Source organism: Leeia oryzae DSM 17879, from assembly GCF_000376945.1.
Classification (GTDB): Bacteria; Pseudomonadota; Gammaproteobacteria; order Burkholderiales; family Leeiaceae; genus Leeia; species Leeia oryzae.
Map to the genome: position 1 here is coordinate 265730 of NZ_AQXU01000024.1, position 19399 is coordinate 285128.

At 53.3% G+C, this 19399-nt stretch carries 17 protein-coding genes; 13 read left to right on the forward strand and 4 right to left on the reverse strand.

Features of this window, described 5'->3' with window-relative positions; genetic code table 11:
• Positions 1–28: 28 nt before the first annotated feature.
• The gene (gene flhB, locus F552_RS0112830) at positions 29–1162 is read right to left on the reverse strand and encodes a flagellar biosynthesis protein FlhB (RefSeq protein ID WP_026182697.1); all 1134 of its coding nucleotides are present in this window, start codon (positions 1160–1162) and stop codon (positions 29–31) included.
• A 142-nt stretch (positions 1163–1304) separates the two neighbouring features.
• A complete protein-coding gene (locus F552_RS20380; RefSeq protein ID WP_018152156.1) occupies positions 1305–1625 on the reverse strand; it encodes a PilZ domain-containing protein in 321 nt (106 codons plus the stop codon).
• A gap of 754 nt (positions 1626–2379) precedes the next feature.
• Here F552_RS20380 and F552_RS0112840 point away from each other — a divergent pair.
• From F552_RS0112840 to fabG, 10 genes are all read left to right on the forward strand, one after another.
• Positions 2380–3309 (forward strand): branched-chain amino acid ABC transporter permease, encoded by a 930-nt coding sequence (locus tag F552_RS0112840; RefSeq protein ID WP_018152157.1) that lies wholly within the window; start codon positions 2380–2382, stop codon positions 3307–3309.
• A 19-nt stretch (positions 3310–3328) separates the two neighbouring features.
• Complete coding sequence (locus F552_RS19355) at positions 3329–4531, forward strand: ABC transporter permease subunit (protein ID WP_156802318.1); 1203 nt, start codon at positions 3329–3331, stop codon at positions 4529–4531.
• 3 nt (positions 4532–4534) lie between these two features.
• Positions 4535–5320 (forward strand): ABC transporter ATP-binding protein, encoded by a 786-nt coding sequence (locus tag F552_RS0112850; protein ID WP_018152159.1) that lies wholly within the window; start codon positions 4535–4537, stop codon positions 5318–5320.
• Positions 5313–6029 (forward strand): ABC transporter ATP-binding protein, encoded by a 717-nt coding sequence (locus tag F552_RS0112855; RefSeq protein WP_018152160.1) that lies wholly within the window; start codon positions 5313–5315, stop codon positions 6027–6029. Before F552_RS0112850 ends, F552_RS0112855 begins: the two co-directional genes overlap by 8 nt.
• A gap of 168 nt (positions 6030–6197) precedes the next feature.
• The gene (locus F552_RS20115; protein ID WP_018152161.1) at positions 6198–6974 is read left to right on the forward strand and encodes an energy transducer TonB; all 777 of its coding nucleotides are present in this window, start codon (positions 6198–6200) and stop codon (positions 6972–6974) included.
• Complete coding sequence (locus F552_RS19365; protein WP_018152162.1) at positions 6967–7707, forward strand: MotA/TolQ/ExbB proton channel family protein; 741 nt, start codon at positions 6967–6969, stop codon at positions 7705–7707. The genes F552_RS20115 and F552_RS19365 overlap by 8 nt, the downstream gene beginning before the upstream one ends.
• Positions 7708–7717: 10 nt before the next feature.
• On the forward strand, positions 7718–8161 hold the full coding sequence (locus F552_RS0112870; protein WP_018152163.1) for an ExbD/TolR family protein: 444 nt from the start codon (positions 7718–7720) through the stop codon (positions 8159–8161).
• Positions 8162–8320: 159 nt separating this feature from the next.
• Positions 8321–10510 carry a TonB-dependent receptor gene (locus tag F552_RS0112875; RefSeq protein WP_156802319.1) on the forward strand — a complete coding sequence of 730 codons (2190 nt, stop codon included), beginning with the start codon at positions 8321–8323 and terminating at the stop codon, positions 10508–10510.
• A 63-nt stretch (positions 10511–10573) separates the two neighbouring features.
• Positions 10574–11257: a Fe2+-dependent dioxygenase gene (locus F552_RS0112880; protein WP_018152165.1), complete on the forward strand. Its 684-nt coding sequence runs from the start codon at positions 10574–10576 to the stop codon at positions 11255–11257.
• Positions 11258–11600: 343 nt separating this feature from the next.
• On the forward strand, positions 11601–12341 hold the full coding sequence (gene fabG / locus F552_RS0112885; RefSeq protein ID WP_026182700.1) for a 3-oxoacyl-ACP reductase FabG: 741 nt from the start codon (positions 11601–11603) through the stop codon (positions 12339–12341).
• Between the two features lie 45 nt (positions 12342–12386).
• Here fabG and F552_RS0112890 read toward each other — a convergent pair whose 3' ends face one another.
• Positions 12387–13115 carry a TetR/AcrR family transcriptional regulator gene (locus tag F552_RS0112890; RefSeq protein ID WP_018152167.1) on the reverse strand — a complete coding sequence of 243 codons (729 nt, stop codon included), beginning with the start codon at positions 13113–13115 and terminating at the stop codon, positions 12387–12389.
• Between the two features lie 95 nt (positions 13116–13210).
• On the opposite strand from F552_RS0112890, the gene F552_RS0112895 reads away from it, so the two are divergent.
• Complete coding sequence (locus F552_RS0112895) at positions 13211–13609, forward strand: nuclear transport factor 2 family protein (RefSeq protein ID WP_156802320.1); 399 nt, start codon at positions 13211–13213, stop codon at positions 13607–13609.
• A 34-nt stretch (positions 13610–13643) separates the two neighbouring features.
• Here the strand turns inward: F552_RS0112895 and hrpA are convergent, their stop codons facing one another.
• Entirely contained in the window at positions 13644–17531 is a 3888-nt protein-coding gene (gene hrpA / locus F552_RS0112900) for an ATP-dependent RNA helicase HrpA (protein WP_018152169.1), read from the reverse strand.
• A 160-nt stretch (positions 17532–17691) separates the two neighbouring features.
• Here hrpA and panD point away from each other — a divergent pair, with 160 nt between their 5' ends.
• Together panD and F552_RS0112910 are read left to right on the forward strand one after the other, a co-directional pair.
• On the forward strand, positions 17692–18072 hold the full coding sequence (gene panD, locus F552_RS0112905) for an aspartate 1-decarboxylase (RefSeq protein ID WP_018152170.1): 381 nt from the start codon (positions 17692–17694) through the stop codon (positions 18070–18072).
• A gap of 150 nt (positions 18073–18222) precedes the next feature.
• Entirely contained in the window at positions 18223–19224 is a 1002-nt protein-coding gene (locus tag F552_RS0112910; protein WP_018152171.1) for an ABC transporter substrate-binding protein, read from the forward strand.
• Positions 19225–19399: the final 175 nt, after the last annotated feature.

Consider the following 19399-nt stretch of genomic DNA (forward strand, 5'->3'; position numbering starts at 1 on the left):
TGTTGCAAATACGGGTTTCATCCAGCCTTTATGATTCGCCAGGCGGAATAAGCTCTGCAGGGATGGTAAGGTCAGTTGGCAAATCAGGCATGACACCACCGGTTTGCTCATAGATTTGCAACTGGTACAGGTAGGCAAACACTTCCGCCGTTGCGGTAAACAACGGTGCCGGAATATCCTGCTCCAGCTCCGCGTGTTGATACAATGCCCGTGCAAAAGGTGGCAAACGCAGGATAGGGATGTGATTGTCGCGTCCAAGCTCCATGATCCGTTCCGCCAGCATGGATTTGCCCTTGGCAATGACTTTCGGCGCTTCCATCGACTCATCATAAAGCAGCGCGACGGCATAGTGGGTCGGGTTTGTGACGATCACACTGGCTTTGGGCACATTACTCATCATCCTGCGGCGAGCCGCTTCTCGCTGCATGCTGCGAATCTTGCCTTTGACCTGCTGGTTACCTTCTGCTTCTTTGGCTTCGTCTTTGACTTCCTGCTTGGTCATGCGCATGCTTTTATAGTACTGCCATAGCTGATAGGGCACATCAATCGCAGTAATCAGCAGCATGCCGCCCAGTGCGTACAGCAGAACCTTGGTGCCTAGCGTCCACACCAGCTCAAATGCGCTCAGGGTATCCATGCGTGATAGGGCGACCAGGGTTTCACGTTCGCGCCAGATGACCATGATGGCTGCGCCACCAATCAGGCTGGATTTCAGGACTGCTTTGCCGAGCTCGACAAAACTCGACAGTGAAAACATTCTTTTCAGCCCGTTCAGCGGGTTGATCTTGTTCAAGTCGGGCGAGATGGGGGTCAGTGTAAATAGCCAGCCATGCAGCAACAACGGAGCTGCAATGGCCGCAACGGCAATAAAGGCAAGCCAGGGGATGGCTGCCAGCAACATATGTAATGCCTGTTCAAACAGATGGCGCGTCATGGATGCAGGCGCGGAATCCAGTCGCCAATCCAGCGTCAGTCCGTCACGCAGCATGATTTTGAGTGCAGACATGATGGATCCGCCAAAGACCATCAATCCGATGACACCTGCTGCCAAACCGACAAAGGTCGATAGCTCACGGGAAGTTGGAACCTGACCTTTGTTACGGGCTTCGCTTATTCGCCTGCCCGAGGCGGGTTCGGTCCGTTCTGCGTCATCTTCTGCCATACGCTGCCAAGGAAATTAATACGTGGATAAGGTTAATGCCATCAAAGTCACTGACAGTATAACAATTGAGCAGGGGAGGGGACTACTGGTGTCAGGATGTTACGGATAAATTGCATTGGCAAGTGCTAAACCGCACGAATGCCTACATCACCATCATTGGTGGATTTCTGACATGCATGCGCGAATCGTCGATCCGGATGGCAACACCTGTCTTGGCGCCACGAGGTACCGTCCGGATGACGGTTCCTTTGCATTGAAATACGAGGGTCAGATCCAGGGTGTCGAGTTCCAGCTCACAACTGATCTCGCTACCAACAAGTGGAGCATGATCAATTTCAAAAAAACATCCACCGGCACTCACGTCCTGAGTCATTCCGGTGTACTGATCCAGTTTGACAGGCAACACGACAGGCATACGCTCATATTCGCGTCTTTGTGCCGGGGATATGGTGGTATGTGTCATGATGAATCTATGTTAGCGCATTTGCTGCCTAAATGCATGATATGAATACACAAATTTTATTTGGGCATATGCATGCACTTCGCAGTCATCATTTCAGGTCCATTGTCCACTCACGCTGCAGTAGGCCCATAGTGTGAGTTGTGAGTTCGGGGGGGAGGCTGTGAGATCACATATGTTGGCTTTATAAAAAAGACATATCTAGTGATGTCTCTACAATTTTCATCACAAATGCTGGTTTGAGGCCGGTCCGCAATTAAGGATAGATTGGTTGTTTAATTAATTAGCGCGCAAATCAAATGATTGGCATTGTTAATTTTTGTTAGCTTCAAATTAGCTTAGCCTGCTAACTAGCAAATCCAGCATCAATGCAAGCCAAATACGCGCTGGATTCCGTGTGATAAACGATAAAAAACAATATTTATACGTATAAATACGTATTGCTAACACCCTGTTCAGAAGGAGTACCGTAATGTTTTGAATATTAAAGGGATTTTTGCCTGTTTTTATTGCAATGCATCATAAGTCAGTACAATTGACAGCGGTTTGATCGCTCCGGATAATCCGCCGTCACAAACAGGTAATCTTTTTTTAATACCTGTGTCGCGCTTGTTAGAATGCAAGTAGGGACAAAATGGATGAATGTGCAGGTTATTTCACTTGGCAGGTGCAATTATCCGTGTTTGTGATTACATACATATAACAGGTTGGCAATCCTGCAGCGAATTTTGCTGCGAGAATAAGAGGAATCAAATCCGTGGAAATCTTTCTGCAACAGATCCTGAATGGACTGGTCCTCGGTAGTGTGTACGCTTTGGTGGCTTTGGGCTATACCATGGTGTACGGCATTATCGGGCTGATCAACTTTGCGCATGGTGAAGTCGTGATGGTGGGCGCAATGATCACGATTTCAATGTTGACCATGTTTAGTGCAATGGGTATTCAATTACCTGGCGTGGTTGTACTTTTGATGGCAATGATGATTTCTGTCCCTGCCTGTATGATTCTTGCCTACTTCATGGAAAAAGTGGCTTACAGACCACTGCGTAAGGCACAGAAACTGGCTCCGCTGATTACCGCTATCGGTATTTCCATCATCTTGCAAAACCTGGCCATGATGATCTGGGGCCGTGGCTTCAAATCATTCCCGAGCGTGATTGATGTTGAACCGATCGACTTCATGGGCGCAACGGTGACCAACTTGCAAATCGCTATCATGATCGTTGCCGTGCTGATGATGCTCGGATTGTGGTTCCTCGTGGAAAGAACAAAGCTTGGCAAAGCCATGCGGGCTACCGCGGTTAACCAGGAAGTTGCCGGCCTGATGGGCATCAGCATCAACCACATCATTTCCATGACCTTTGTGATCGGTGCCGGTCTGGGCGCTATTGCTGGCGTTATGCGTGCTGCCAACTACGGTCAGGCAGATGCTTACATGGGCGCCATTCTGGGTCTGAAAGCGTTCTCTGCTGCGGTGCTGGGCGGGATCGGTAATATCTTCGGCGCGATGGCCGGCGGGATCTTGCTGGGGGTTATCGAGAGTCTGGCTGCTGGTTATATCGGTGACCTGACGGGTGGCTTCCTGGGTTCTCATTATCAGGATATTTTTGCCTTTATCGTGCTGATCCTGGTACTGGTGTTCCGTCCTAGTGGTTTGCTCGGCGAACGTGTTGCTGAACGCGCATAAGAATACGGAGAGAACACGAATGAACAAGACTATGAAGTATGGCTTGCTGCTGGTTCTGCTGGTAGCTCTGCCATTTATCGTAAATGCAACGCCTTTCCTCGGGCCAACCTGGGTCCGGATTCTGGGCTATGCCATGCTGTATGTAATGCTGGCCTTGGGGTTGAACATCGTGATCGGTTATGCCGGTTTGCTGGACATGGGTTACATCGGCTTCTACGCCGTGGGTGCTTATCTGTATGCCGTACTGTCTTCTCCTCACCTGTTTGAGAATGCACTGGCATCTGGCCCGATGGACTGGCCGTTCTGGGTCGTGATCCCGTTGTGTGCCATTGTTGCGGGTATCTTTGGTGTGCTGCTGGGTGCGCCAACCCTGAAACTGCGTGGTGACTATCTGGCGATCGTGACGTTGGGTTTTGGTGAAATCATCCGTATTTTCATGAATAACCTGGATCGTCCATACAACCTGACCAATGGCCCTCAAGGTATCAACAACATTAACCCGTTGCATATTGGTACCCATTCGCTGAAAAGCACCTGGACGCTGTTTGGCCTGGAATTTACACCCGTGATCAACTATTACCTGGTGTTCTTGGGTATCGTGATCTTCGTGATTTTCCTGTCTTCCCGTCTGGAAAACTCCCGTATCGGCCGCGCATGGATGGCCTTGCGTGAAGATGAAATTGCTGCAGAAGCCATGGGTCTGAACAAACGCAATATCAAACTGCTTGCGTTCGGTATGGGTGCTACATTTGGTGGTGTTTCTGGTGCCTTGTTCTCAAGCTACCAGGGTTTTGTCAGCCCGGAGTCATTCGTACTGATGGAATCCATCATGATTCTGGCCATGGTCGTGCTGGGTGGTATGGGCTCTATCTCTGGCGTAGTGATTGGTGCCGTGATTCTGTCCGTGATGCCTGAACTGTTCCGTGACGTGGTGAATGCGATTCAGCCTGTGCTGGTAAACAACATTACCTTCATCAGTGAAGACACCCTGCGTAACGTACTGGATGCCTCTACCCTGCGTATGCTGGTATTCGGTCTGGCCATGGTGCTGGTGATGCGTTACCGTCCGGAAGGCTTGTGGCCATCTGCCCGTCGTCGTCAGGAACTGCATGATAAAGACGAAGAGCCATTTGACTCAGCCCACTATGTAAAAGAAACATCGCACGCCAAAATTTCTGCCGATGAGCCAGATAACCGCGATACAACTGGGGAAGGACGCTAAGCCATGTCTGAAGTGTTGCTAGATGTTAAAAACATCAACAAACGATTTGGTGGTCTGCAGGCGCTGACTGATGTTGCGCTGACGATCAACCGTGGGGAAATTCGCGGTTTGATCGGCCCTAACGGTGCTGGCAAGACAACCCTGTTTAACGTGCTGACCGGTTTGTACCAGGCTGATACCGGTACCATGATGTTCAACGGCAAGAAACTGGATGCAACCAAGTCTTATAAAGTGGTTGAGGCCGGTATTGCCCGTACGTTCCAGAACATTCGCCTGTTTCACAACATGACTGCGCTGGAAAACGTGATGGTTGGCCGTCATGTACGTACCAAGGCTGGGGTGATCGGTGCCATGCTGCGTACGCCATCTGCCCGCAAGGAAGAAAAAGAAATCCTTGAGCAGTCACGCTACTGGCTTGACTATGTGGGGATTGGCCGTTTTGCCAACGAGACCGCAAAGAACCTGTCCTATGGTGACCAGCGCCGTCTGGAAATTGCCCGTGCACTGGCAACTGATCCATTGCTGATAGCACTGGATGAGCCTGCTGCCGGCATGAACGGTGCAGAAACCGAAGGCCTGCGTGAGCTGATGGTCAAGATGCAGAAAGACAACAAGTCTGTTCTGTTGATTGAACACGATGTGAAGCTTGTGATGGGATTGTGTGACCGTGTCTCTGTACTGGAATTTGGTAAGAAGATTGCGGATGGTGTGCCATCAGAAGTGCAGAACAATCCACGCGTGATTGAAGCATACCTGGGTACTGAGGCAGGAGAGGAAGTCAATGAGTAATATCCTAGAAGTCAAAGACCTGAAAGTTTCGTATGGTGCGATTCAGGCGATCAAAGGCATTACCTTTCATATCAAACAGGGTGAAATGGTTGCCCTGATTGGTGCCAACGGAGCAGGTAAAACCACCACACTGAAAACGCTGGCAGGCATGCTGAAGCCGGTAGGCGGCGAGATAGTCTACATGGGCAAGCCGCTTTCCAGCATCAAGAACTATGACCTGGTTCGCGAAGGCCTGGCGCTGGTACCGGAAGGCCGTGGTATTTTTGGCCGTCTGACCGTGACGGAAAACCTGGAAATGGGCGCTTACTCCCGTACCGACAGCAAGGCGAACATCCAGGCTGACATTGATCGCATGTTTGAGATTTTCCCGCGTTTGAAAGAGCGTGCTTTCCAGCTGGCCGGTACGATGTCCGGTGGTGAACAGCAAATGCTGGCTATTTCTCGTGCTTTGATGAGCAAGCCAAAGCTGCTGCTGCTGGATGAACCATCCATGGGCTTGGCACCAATCATCGTCCAGAAAATCTTTGAAACGATCCGTGAAGTGGCCAAGGATGGCGTGACGCTGCTGCTGGTTGAGCAGAATGCCAAGCTTGCCCTGCAGACTTGCCAACGTGCCTACGTGATGGATGGCGGCAAGATTACCCTGGAAGGTGATGCCAAAGAGCTGCTGCATGATGAAGCCGTTCAGAAAGCTTACCTTGGCGAGTAATCGTTAAAGCAAGTTTTGCAAAAGGGGTCGCTTAAAGCGGCCCTTTTTGTTTTTAAGCCCGCCTGCCATGGCGGGCTTGTTGTTTTCTGTTAATGAGAATTAATTTCATTTGTATGTTGTAAATATAAATAGAAACTATTATCATTTGTTTTATTTGCGAATGCCGACATGGAACTGTCTGTTAGGAAAGACGCGTGGATCTGGCCAGTGGTAATGGCGGGGCATGCTGCCATATTTGCCTTAGTGCTATCCATGGGGATGACAGTCAAGAAGCCGCTCATCGTGCCTGCCGTGAATGTGGCGCTGGTGGTTGATGAGTCTGAACGAGTGCTGGAAAGCAAGCGGCAGGATATACCACTGCCAATGCCTGAGACAAAGGACATAAAGGCGGCTGATCAACCTCTGGCAAAGCAGGCTGTGAAGCTGACACCGCTGAACCCTGCGCCGGCTGTTACAACGGTAGCGGCGGTGAAAGAAACGAAGTCTGAGGTGCCTTCATTGCCCTTTTTCAGTTCCTTGGAGAAGACTGACAGGGAGGATATACCGGTTAGTGACGCTGGCAAGAGCAGCGCTGTCACGGGGTCTGATAAGCCGGTGACTGAGGCAGTGGATGCAAAAGCAGCAAAAGTGGCTGATGCCAATACCGCGTCGCGAAAAGTTTCTGCACTTGCGTATTTGCGCGCGCCGCAGCCGCTGTATCCGGCAGCTTCTCGACGCCTGAACGAACAAGGGACGGTGGTGCTAAAAGTGATGGTAGATGAGGCAGGCAGGGTTATGGAGGTGATGGTGCAGACGTCTTCCGGCTTTACGCGACTGGATGAGGCAGCAAGGCGGGCGGTACAGGCTGCTGTGTTTCGCCCTTATGTTGAAAATGGTCATTCCATGAAAGCGTGGGCGTATGTTCCGATCAGTTTCGGTTTAGTTGAAGGTGGTAATAATGAGTAATGCTGTGGTGGTTTCTGCTGGTGTGTTTCACTTTTTGTCGCAGGCAGATGGTGTGGGTAAAGCGCTGTTTGGTGTGTTGTGCCTGATGTCTGTACTGGTATGGGGCGTTCTGTTAAAGCGCATCTGGCGAATGTACATCGAGGGTAGGCAAGAAAAAGACTTTAGTGAGGCATTTTGGCATGCCACTTCCCTGGAAGAAGTTTCCAGCATGGTGAATGATAAGCCGCACCTGCATCCGCTGGGTAATCTGACCAAGACCGTTCTGGTGGCCAAATCGCAATTTGCCGGACAGCGTGCCGGGCGCCTGGCTGAAATTGGCGGTATGTCGGAGTATATGACCCGTGAACTGCGCAAGGCGCTGGATGCGCAGACGGCGCGTCTGGAGTCCGGACTGACGTTATTGGGCTCCATTGCGGCAACCGCACCTTTTGTGGGGTTGTTCGGGACGGTGTGGGGTGTTTATCGTGCGCTGGTGGGCATCGGTTTGTCTGGTGCTGCGGGCCTGGAGCAAGTGGCTGGCCCGGTGGGGGAAGCCCTGATCATGACCGGCGTCGGGCTGGCGGTGGCGATTCCGGCCGTGCTGTCGTACAACATGCTGACCCGGTATAACCGCTTGGTACTGGGACGGCTGGATGCCTTTGCGCATGATTTGTACCATTTGGCGTTGGTTGGCGAGGTGTCACAGCTTTCTACTGCCAAACGTCCGTTGTTTGAAATCCCTGTGGCGGCGTGAGGTAACGTATATGGCTTTTGGCAAATTCGAACAGGGAAAAACTACTGGCGCGATGGCGGAGATCAATATGGTGCCGCTGATTGATGTGATGCTGGTGTTGCTGGTGGTGTTCATGATAACGGCCCCCATGATGAATCACGGTGTAAAGCTGCAGTTGCCCAAGGTATCCTCCACCGTCGTCCAGGAGGCGCCCGAGACGGTGAATGTGAGCGTGGATGCCAGTGGTGCATTCTTCTGGAACGAGGATGCGGTCGATTTGGCCGTACTTGAATCACGCATGCAGGCTGCCGCGGCACTGCCGGTTCAGCCAACCATTCGTCTTCGAGTGGATGAGGTGGTCCCCTATCGGGATGTGGCTGACATCATGGGCGCTTCTGCCCGGGCGGGGCTGGCCAACTTGCAGTTTGTGACAAGCCCTGCGCCAGCCGTGGTTGCAGAAGCAAGATCAAAATAGCCGATTTACCGGTTCGGGTAGTTGCTGCATCGGCGGCGACTGCCTGGCCGGGTCTTCATTGAGTCAGTCATCCGGCTGATTCATTTTCATAGAGTGGTGGTCTTTTTATGCGTTTTTTGCAACGCAGGGAGAGACTTTGTCTGATGTTTGGGAGGATGTATGCCGAAATCGGCTAGCCGTAAATCGCAGCGACCTAGAGAAACCGCTGCGTTGTTATTGCCTCTGGGCGCGATGATGGTTCTGGCTGTTCCGCTGGTGGCGGTGGCAGAAGACGCAATAGAAGTGACGACGTTGCCGACCGTCAAGGTGCAGCAAACCAAAGTGTTGGAGAATCAGGGCTATGTGGCCAAAAAGACGTCTGTCGGCAAGCTGGTGCAAGATCCGAAAGAGATTCCGCAGTCTTTGACGATTGTGACAGAACAGAAGATGGATGACCGTAATGCCGATACGTTGAAAGAAGCGTTACGGGACGTGGCTGGGCTGACCTTCAATGCAGGGGAAGGTGGCCGTATCGGGGACAATATGACCTTGCGTGGTTACTCGGTGGTGGGGGATCTTTACCTGGATGGTATCCGTGATGCTGCCCAATATAACCGGGAGGTATTTAACCTGGAGCAGGTCGATGTCTTGCGTGGTTCTGCATCCATGCTGTTTGGTCGCGGTTCTACCGGTGGCGTGATTAACCAGGAAAGCAAGACGCCAAAGCTGATGGATGAATACAAGGCATCCGTGACGGTGGGGGATAACCACTATAAACGCGCAACGGCTGATATCAACAAGCAACTGGGTGAAACGACGGCACTACGCTTTAATGCCATGAAAACAGATACAGACTCGTTTGCGAAAGGTGTCAGCAATAGTCGTGAAGGATGGTCGGCTGCGCTTGGATTTGGCATAGGCACGCCCGATGAAGTTAATGTATCTCATTATCATTTGGAAACGGATAATGTGCCATTCTTCGGCGTGCCATATCAGAATGGTACCCCTGCCCATTTGCCGCTTGATACCTTCTATGGCCTGGCAAATTATGATTATGAAAGAGACAACACGGATATCAGTACGGTGACCTGGAAGCACACGTTTTCTCCAACGACCGTGCTGAAAACCACTATCCGCCATGCTGACTATTGGCGTGATCTGGATGCAACGGCACCTCGCTTTAACAACACATCGACTGCCATCAACCGGCAGACCCAGGCGCGCGGTGGTGCGGTGTCAAATGACACGATTCAGTTTGATTTGACCTCTATTGTGAATACGGGTGACTGGAACCATGAAGTTCTGGTCGGGGCTGAATTTGCCAAAGAAACATCTAATACGTGGGGTTATCAGCATGGCCTATTGGGCGCTAGCGTGGCGGCCCGCCCTGGCACCAGCATTTATGGCCCCGATGGCAACCCGACGCTGTCATCTGATTTCTTGAACAGGATTCAGAGAAAAACCGGGGACTATAGTGGCAAAACGATTGCCGCGTATGCCCAGGATATGATTCAGGTGGCGCCCGAGTGGAAGTGGCTGCTTGGGGCCCGTTTTGATCAATTAAAAGCGGATTACAACAGTTATACCTATCCAAACGGGGTTGTCAGCCAGACGCCTACGGCTGTGACGCCCGTTGCACGCGCCGATCGCATGTGGAGTTATCGTACCGGGGTTATTTATGAGCCGGATGACACCGCTTCTTACTATGCCTCTTTTGGGTCTTCGTTTAATCCATCTGCAGATTTGTATCAATTTGATACACGAGGCAGTAATACGCCACCGGAAGAAAGCCGGAACTTTGAAATTGGCGCCAAGTGGGATTTGCTGGATGGTGACATGTCTCTGCGCACGTCTTTGTCCCGTACCGAAAAATACAATGAACGCAATACGGACGTAGATTCGGCTGCGACCCAGTACCTGTTATCGGGCAAGCGCCATACCGATGCGTTTGAAATCGAGCTAAGCGGAAAACCTACGCAAAATCTGGAGCTGACCGCAAGCTGGGCTTTGATGAAGGCAATTGTTGATAACGACCCGGGGACGAATAATTCGGCGCAAGGCAAGCGGCCGGTCAATACGCCAAGCCATACGGCCAGTATCTGGGCCACCTATGATTTTGGCGGAGGCTGGAAGGCTGGCCTGGGTGTGGAGCGGGTGGGGGCCCGCTATGCCAACACGAGCAATACCACGCTGGTAAAGGGGTATACCCGGTTCGATGGGCTGGTGAGTTATGAGTTAAACAAAAACGCAAAATTCAGTTTGAATGTGTTCAATCTGGCGAATACCCGTTACTACGAGGGGGTGTATACCGGTCATGTGGTACCCGGCACGCCGAGAACCTGGCAGCTGACCGCTGATTTCAAGTTCTAACGATTGGTAAATTGAGATTTGACCCGGCCGTGCCGTGCCGGGTTTTTTGATGGAGTCTGTGACATGCTGATTCGTATTCCCGAGGTGCTGAGTGGAGAGTCGCTTGCCGCGTGCCAGAAGATCATGCTTGAGTCCGAGTGGGTGGATGGTGCAGTGACGGCTGGCAAGCAATCGGTCAAGGTGAAAAATAATCTGCAATTACCTGAGCAGGGGGCCGCTGCTGCTGCAGCCAGAAAGTTGGTGTTGGAGGGGTTGGCCAATCATGCGCTTTTCATTACGGCGGCCCTGCCCAAGAAGATCTTTTCCCCGCTGTTTAATTGTTATACCGGAGAACATAATGCCTTCGGCAACCATATCGACAATGCCATCCGTACTCACAAGGGGGAGGGGGGGAGTGTGCGGACCGATATTTCTGCCACGCTGTTTCTGTCTGAGCCGGACAGTTATGAAGGGGGCGAGCTGGTGATTGAGGATACCTTTGGTACGCAGCGCATCAAGCTGGCGGCAGGTGACATGGTGCTGTATCCGTCTTCGAGTGTGCATCGTGTCGAGCCGGTGACGAGCGGGGCCAGGATTGCCTCCTTTTTCTGGATTGAGAGCATGATTCGCGAAACTGAACGCCGCCGCCTGTTGTTTGAGATGGATATGGCGCTTCTGGATTTGCGGAGCCGTGAGGGGGATACGGATGCGGTTGTGCGACTGACCGGGAGTTATCACAACCTGATCCGCATGTGGGCAGATAGCTGAGGGTGTTTAATATTTTAAATTGACGCATACGTTATTTTGGTGGTTTTTGCAAGCGTACTTTTACCGAAATAGTGTGTTTTCTTGCGCAAAAATGCTGCGTTGCACTCATTTGTCATGATGGTGCGTGTTATTTTTAATATTAACCAATTGATTTTAAAGGTAAAAATAGTTCATTTTACGTAAACGTAAACTAAAATATTTGTGCATCGCAAAAGAATGGTATACAGTGCGCGTATGGAGGCGCTAGTGAACGATCTGCGGCCTGGTGTCAAAACCTGCATTACATAAACGCAGAAAATTGTTTATTTGTCAGCCCGTCTGGTTTTAATAAAGGATTACGTAAATGAGACTGTCTAATAAAGTATCAATGATTACTGGTGCAGCCAATGGTATCGGTCGTGCGACCGCACTGAAGTTTGCACAAGAAGGCGCAAAAGTGGTGGCCTGTGATGTGAATGCCGCCGCGCTGGAAGCGCTGGTTGCTGATATTAAAGCCGCTGGTGGCGAAGCCATTTGCTTTGTGGTGGATGTGACCAACAAAGAACAGATTGCTGCTGCTGTAAAAGGCACGCTGGACAAATTTGGCCGCATTGATACGCTGGTGAACAACGCCGGTATCGTGATGGATGCCCGCCTGCAGAAGATGACTGACGAGCAGTTCGACCGTGTGATCGATATCAACCTCAAAGGCGTGTACAACTGTACCAAAGCCGTGGTTGACCTGATGGTTGAACAACAGAGCGGTGTGATCCTGAACGCTTCTTCCATTGTTGGCCTGACCGGCAACTTTGGCCAGACCAACTATGCCGCAGCAAAATTCGGCGTGATCGGTTTCACCAAGACCTGGATGCGTGAACTGGGCAAAAAAGGCATTCGCGTGAACGCGGTATGTCCTGGCTTTATTGCTACCCAGATTCTGAAAGACATGCCGGAAAAAGTGATTACCGCCATGGAAGAAAAAGTGCCTATGGGCCGTCTGGGTCAGCCAGAAGAAATTGCGAACATCTATGCCTTCCTGGCCAGCGATGAAGCAAGTTACATGAACGGTGCCGTGATTGAAGTTACTGGTGGTCTGACCATGTAATTTCAGGCATTGCCTGTTAAAAACGCGCCCTGGTGGCGCGTTTTTTTATGCCTTGATTTCTTCTGCGGGTCTGGTTGACTGCCGGGCCAGCAGTTGTTCCAGCCCGAGGATAACCGTCTCAGTGTAGTGATCAAACGAAGTGTCCATGGGTTGCTGCTTGCCGTTGTCCCACCTGAAGATGAAGCCCTGATTTTGCACGCCCGGCAACAGGCTGGCGAGTACCGGATAGCGGCCGCTTTCCAGTGTATCCAGCCTGTGCTGTAGCTGCTGTTGCCAGTTTTCCATATCGTCTTCCGGCTGTGCTGCAAATTCCAGCGTGGTGAAGCCGGTCATGGCGGCGACGACTGTATTGTAGGCGTGCAGCAAGGCCGGCATGACAAAACCGGCTTCCTGCAGTTTGCCGAGGATATATTCCACCTGCACCAGATCGACCTCGCTATTGGCACTGAGATGCGCGCCAATCAGCGGGGCAGTGTTCGGATGCGCTTTCACTTTTTCCCTGAAATTGTGCAGTAATTGCTTCAGCCAGTCTTGCCAGGACGCCAGATCGGGTGACGGCATCATGCCGTGTTGTACGTGTGCGACAACGGCTGCTTGCAGGGCGGCCAGATTGGGGACGTGCCAGTAGATGGCTGTCGGATAGACCCCCAGTGCTTTGGCGACTTGCCGGATGCTAAAGCCAGCGAGGCCTTGGGTGTCGATCAGGTCGAGTGCCGTCTGGATAATGCGTTGCCGGTCCAGAGCGGGTTGTTGCGGAAGTGTCGTTTTGCGCATGGAGGATATGTACTGTTAGTTTATTGTTCACTGTACAGCAAATGTGTTAAGGTATAAATTGTACGGTGTACAATAACGATGTGAAAACGGAGAGCATGATGGCAGCAATACTCAAGGAACTATGTGAACGTTATCTGGATGCCCTGAACCAGGGCGATCTGGCGGCCGTGATGTCCTTATTTACGGAAGATGCGGTGATCAAGTCTCCGCTGTATGGAGAGATGCCTGCCAGCACATTTTATCGGGACCTGTTTGCCGATACGACCCGGTCGGTGACTACCCTGAAAAATGTGTTTACCCAGTCAACGCAGGTACCCGCGGTGGCTTTGCACTTCTCTTATCAGTGGACTTTGAAGAGCGGTAAACAGGTCGCGTTTGAATGTGTGGACGTGTTTGAGTTGTCTGACAGCCGGGATCGTTTTCGCCAACTGACCATCATTTACGATACCGCTCACTTGCGAGAAGACTTTTACCAGTCGTCTGCCCGCCAGTGAGCGGATGTGCCGGAGCCGGTCAGGAAACACTAACTCAGGAAAACCCGGCATCCTGCCAGAATTTTTCCAGACGTTTGCCGGAGACCGGGTAGGGCGTACGCAGTTCCTGAGCAAACAGGGAAATGTGCAGCTCTTCAAGCATCCAGCGGAAGGCTTCCAGCGCTTCTTCTTTGCGATTGAGCTGCTGGTTGAGCTGGGTACGTGCCAGATACTTGTTCCACAGGGTTTGCACGGTGGCGGTGCTGCGCTGGTCGCGTTCTTTGGCCGTTGGATATTTGTCCAGCCGCAGTTGCATGCCTTTCAGGTAGCGTGGCAGCTGGGTGAGCTGTTGCCAGGGTGTGTGTTGCAAAAAGTCCTTGTATACCAGCCGTCCCAGTTGGGCCTTGAGCTGGCTTGCCAGTGGTTTGATGCTGGCATCGCCTTTATCCAGACGCTGTTGCAGGTTACTCCAGAGCGGGGCAATTTCGCCCAGTGTCCTCAGCAAGCCTTGCGTCACGGCGGGCAGCCGGGTGCGCGCCCGGGCCCGCTGTTCTTCAAAAGCCTTCTGGTTGCGTGGCAGCTCGTCGTCCCCGATAAAAGCACGGTCGGCAACTGCCGTCATGAAGTCTTCCAGTAACTCGTCGCTGTTGCATAACGTCCGCAGTTGCATGCAGAGCTGGGTCCAGTTGGCCAGTCCCTTTTGCCATTGCTTGAGATGGTCTTTGAGCACCAGACGCAACAGGCGCCGGACCCCGGCACGATGCGCCGCCTGCGCTTCTTCGGCGGTATCCAGCAACATGACGGCGACCGAATCATTCATGTCCACCAATGCCGGGTAGCCGGTGAGGACCGTGCCATTCTGGGTAAAGGTGAGCGATTCGGGCAGGTCACCACAGCTCCAGCTGGTGAGGCCGCTTTGCTCCAGCGGGGCGGAGACGGTTTGACGGAAAGTCAGCTGCGCTGCATCACCCAGCTCGCGTTGCAGTGCGGGCAGGTCGCGCCCGCAAGCCAGTTCCTGTCCTGCTTCGTCCAGCACGCGATAGTTCATCTGCAGGTGGGGCGGTATCTCCTGCATGGGCCAGTCATCGGCTTTCACGGGTTGCTGGGTGCGCTTTTGCAGATGCTGGGCCAGCGTCTCAAGCAGGTTGCCTTTGACGGGCATGGTTTCCAGCAGGGCGGTGACGGTGTCCGGCACCGGCACGCACAGCCGGCGGATGGATTTGGGCAGGTTCTTGACCAGCCAGGTAATTTTCTCGCGCAGCATGCCGGGTACCAGCCAGCTGAAGTCTTCGGCACGCAGGGTGTTGAGCATGGCCAAGGGAACCGCCACAGTCACCCCGTCTAGCGGGTGGGCCGGTTCAAAGCGGTACGACAGGCTCAATTCATGTCCGCCTACCAGCATCTGGTCCGGGAACAGTGTTTCGGTGACGTGCGCAGCCTCATGCTGCATCAGCAGGTCTTTGTTCAGGAACAGCAGTCTCGGGTTTTGCTGCTCGGCTTTTTTGCGCCAGGCTTCAAAACTGGCGCCACCAACGATGTCTGCCGGGATGATGGCATCAAAAAAGGCGACCAGCCGGTCGGCATTGACCAGTACATCCTGCCGACGTGCCCGGTGCTCCAGTTCTTCCACCTCGGCAATCAGCTGGCGGTTGTGGACAAAGAACGGGGCTTTGCTGTCGTAGTCAAAGTTGGCCAGGGCTTCGCGAATAAACAGCTCGCGTGCCTCTGCCGGATTGATCTGGCCGTAGCTGATCCGCCGGCGCGGCACCAGCGTCAGGCCAAACAGGGTGACTTTTTCGAAGGCAATCACCTGCTTGCTGCCACGGTCCCAGCGGGGATCAAACCAGTGCGTTTTGATCAGGTGGCGTGCGACTTGTTCGATCCATTCCGGTTCGACCTTGGCCACGCAGCGGGCATACAGCTTGCCGGTATCGGTCAGCTCAGCCGCCAGTACCCACTTGGGCCGCGACTTCTTAAGACCAGAATTGGGGGCGATCAGGAACCGGCTGCCACGGGTACCCAGATAATCTCCTTGCTCGGTCAGGAAGCCGATATTGCCGACCAGGCCTGCCAGCAGGGCTTTGTGCAGCTGCTCGAACGTCCCGGCGTTTTCATTGAGCCGTAAATTGAGTTCTGACGCAATGCTGGCCAGCTGGCCGTGCAGTTCGCGCCATTCACGCAGTCGCAGGTGTGAGAGGAAATGGTCATGGCAGCGCTGTACCAGCTTACGGTTGGATTCTTTGTGCTTGAGGGATTCTTCAAACCAGTCCCACAGTTTCAGGTAGGCCAGAAAATCGGATTTCTCGTCATTGAACTGGGCGTGTTTCTGGGTGGCAGCTTCGCGGGCCTCGATGGGCCTTTCGCGCGGGTCTTGCATCGACAAGCCGGAGGCAATGACCAGCATTTCTTTCAGGCAGTGGTGTTCTTCCCCGGCCAGTAGCAGACGGCCGATTTTCGGGTCGACCGGCAGACGGGCTAGCTGCTCGCCCAGACGGGTGAGCTGGCGTTGCTCGTCGACTGCCCCCAGCTCTTGCAGCAATTGGTAACCGTCATGAATGGCGCGGGTGGTGGGTGCTTCCAGAAACGGAAACTCGTCGACCGACCCTAGCCGCAGGGCTGCCATGCGCAAGATCACGCTGGCCAGGCTGGAGCGCAGGATTTCCGGGTCGGTAAACGGGCTGCGCAGTTTGAAATCGTCTTCCGAATACAGACGGATACAGACGCCGGCCGCTACACGGCCGCAACGCCCGGCCCGCTGGCGCGCGGCCGCCTGGCTGATCGGCTCGATCAGTAACTGGGTGACTTTGGCCCGCGGGCTGTAGCGGTTGACCCGCGCCAAGCCAGTATCGACCACATAACGGATGCCCGGGACGGTGAGCGAGGTTTCGGCCACGTTGGTGGCCAGCACGATGCGGCGACCGCCGTGCTGTGAAAATACCCGTTGCTGGTCTTCGTGTGACAAGCGCGCAAACAGTGGCAGGATTTCCGTGCCGGGCTTGTGGTGCTTGCGCAAGGCTTCGGCGGTATCGCGAATTTCACGCTCGCCCGGCAGAAACACCAGGATGTCGCCTGGCCCCATCTGTGACAGCTCGTCACAGGCATCGACAATGGATTGCTCCATGTCCACTTCGCGATCGTCCTCATCTTCTGCCAGCAACGGCCGATAACGCATCTCCACCGGGTAGGTCCGGCCGGAGACTTCAATGACCGGGGCGCCGTGGAAATGTTTCGAGAAACGGTCGGCATCGATGGTGGCCGAGGTAATGATGATCTTCAGGTCAGGCCGGCGCGGTAACAGCTGTTTCAGGTACCCCAGCAGAAAGTCGATGTTCAGGCTGCGTTCATGCGCCTCATCGATGATGATGGTGTCGTAGTTCGATAACAGGCGGTCACCCTGGGTTTCGGCCAGCAGGATACCGTCGGTCATCAGCTTGATAAAACTGTTGTGCGAGTAGTTGTCGGCGAAGCGGACCTGATACCCCACTGCCTGCCCCATGGGCGACTTCAGCTCCTGCGCGATGCGGGACGCGACCGATCTGGCCGCCAGCCGGCGCGGCTGGGTATGGCCGATCATACCATCCACGCCACGTCCTAAAGCCAGACAGAGCTTGGGTAGCTGGGTGGTTTTGCCCGAGCCGGTTTCCCCGCAAACAATGACCACCTGATGCTCGGAAATGGCCTTGGCGATATCCTCCAGCTTTTCATGCACCGGCAGGTCGCCCGCAAACGTGACCTCTGGTCGCAGCGCCAGTTTCTGGGCGCGCTGGGCGCTAGACTGGGCAATGGCTTTTTCCAGGTCTTGCACGATGCGGTCAATCGGCTGGCCGCTTTTCTGGCGCTGATAGGCGTGGTGCAGTTTCTTCTGGAAAGCCGGACGATCTTTGGCCAGACATTGGTCGATTTGCTGGCGCAATGCCGGCAGGGCTGGGTGTGTTGCTGTCATCAGGTTGGGCTGTCTACTATAGGGGTAAATGACTGAATAAAAAATACATTCCGGATTTTAGCATGTTAGGGGCCGTAACTGATTGCATCACATTCTCATCCCCCTTAGAATCGCGCAGCTTTTACCGATCCCCACCCTGAACCAGCCACGAAGGAATCCCATGCAACGCACCCTGCTGAAGTCCAAACTGCACCGCGTGACCGTTACCCATAGCGAACTGCACTATGAAGGCTCATGCGCCATTGATGAAAACCTGCTGGAAGCGGGCAATATCCGCGAAAACGAGCAGATCGATATCTACAACATCAATAACGGCGAACGGTTTACCACCTATGCCATCCGTGCCGAGCGCGGGTCGGGCATTATTTCGCTGAATGGCGCCGCCGCCCGGCGTGCGATGGTGGGGGATCTGGTCATCATCGCGACCTATGGCAGTTACGACGACAAGGAGCTGGCCGGTTATGCGCCTTCTCTGGTGTATGTGAACGAGCAGAACCAGATCAAAGGCACTGCGGGCGCCATTCCGGTGCAACTGGCGTAAGTCGTTCACTCTGCCTGATTGTTGCAAGAACCGGAGGTATCACACCGGTATCTGCGATTCTTGCAATGCTGTATTGCAGTTGTCTTCTTGCCGATGGCCTGTCTATCCCCGTAAATTCAATCACTTATCACAACAGGGTGGTTGGGGATCATGAAACGGATTCGGTGCGTACTGTTGGTCATGCTTTGTCTGTCTGCCAGTATGGCCATGGCGCGACGTATTGAAGTCGGGGTGACCTCCTGGATCGGGACCGCGCCGCTCAACGTGGCCGACGTTAAAGGCTACTGGACGGAGCAGGGGCTGGATGTGCATCTGGTCAAGTACGCCGACTATTCCGTCATGTTCAAGGACTTCCGTGCCAAAAAACTGGACCTGATGTACGACATGACCGGTACCTGGGTCGATCTGTATCAGCAGGGCTACCCGATTACCATTCTGGCCGAGACGGACTGGTCTAATGGCGGGGACAAGCTGATTGTCAAAAATACCCTCACCGATTTTCAGAAACTCAAAGGCCAGACAATCGGCATCTACCTGAGCCGTTCGTCTGTCACCTATCTGCTGGACAAATTTCTCAAATCGCACGGCTTGAAGCTGGCGGATGTCAAACTCACCGAGCTGGATGGCGAGCCGCTGGCCAAGGCGTTTATCCAGAACAAATTTCCGCTGGTGCTGCTGTATGACCCGCCTGCACTGTTGGCGCGCAATAACGGCAATGGCCATGTGGAGGCCGATAGCGCCAGTTACCCGGGTGTCATGCCGGAAGGTTTTGCCATTCATAACGACAGCAAGGCAGAACTGGGCACCGAAACGCTGAGCCGCTTCTTTACCGGCTGGATGAAAGGACGGCAGTGGATCAGTGAAACCAACCGCTGGAGCGAGTTCGAGAAGATCCTGAACCAGCGCACCTTTGCCGGTGAAAAACCTTATGCCTCGCTTGACCTGATCGGCATGCTGAATTCCATCAAGTTCCATAGCAGGACTGCCTTGCAGCAGCGTAACCAGCCTGATGGCGGCATGACGGTTTACCTGAACGAGCTCAAGCAATTCCTGAAAGAAAACGGCAAGTTGCAAAAGAATTTTGACCAGCAGCAGCTGGTAGATACGTCAGCGCTGATGCTGGCCATCAAACGTATCGATACCGTGAACTGATCTCCCGCTTTTGCCTGGCATCAAGCAAATATCCGTATGATGACTGATTATTCATCTGGGTACTTGGTGCCGGCTTTCTTCGGTGTTAATATCGTTTAAACGACTGTATTGGCACGCAAATTTTTATCTTTCTTCACCGGGCAGTGATACGTCCTTGCACATTTCCGGTACCTCA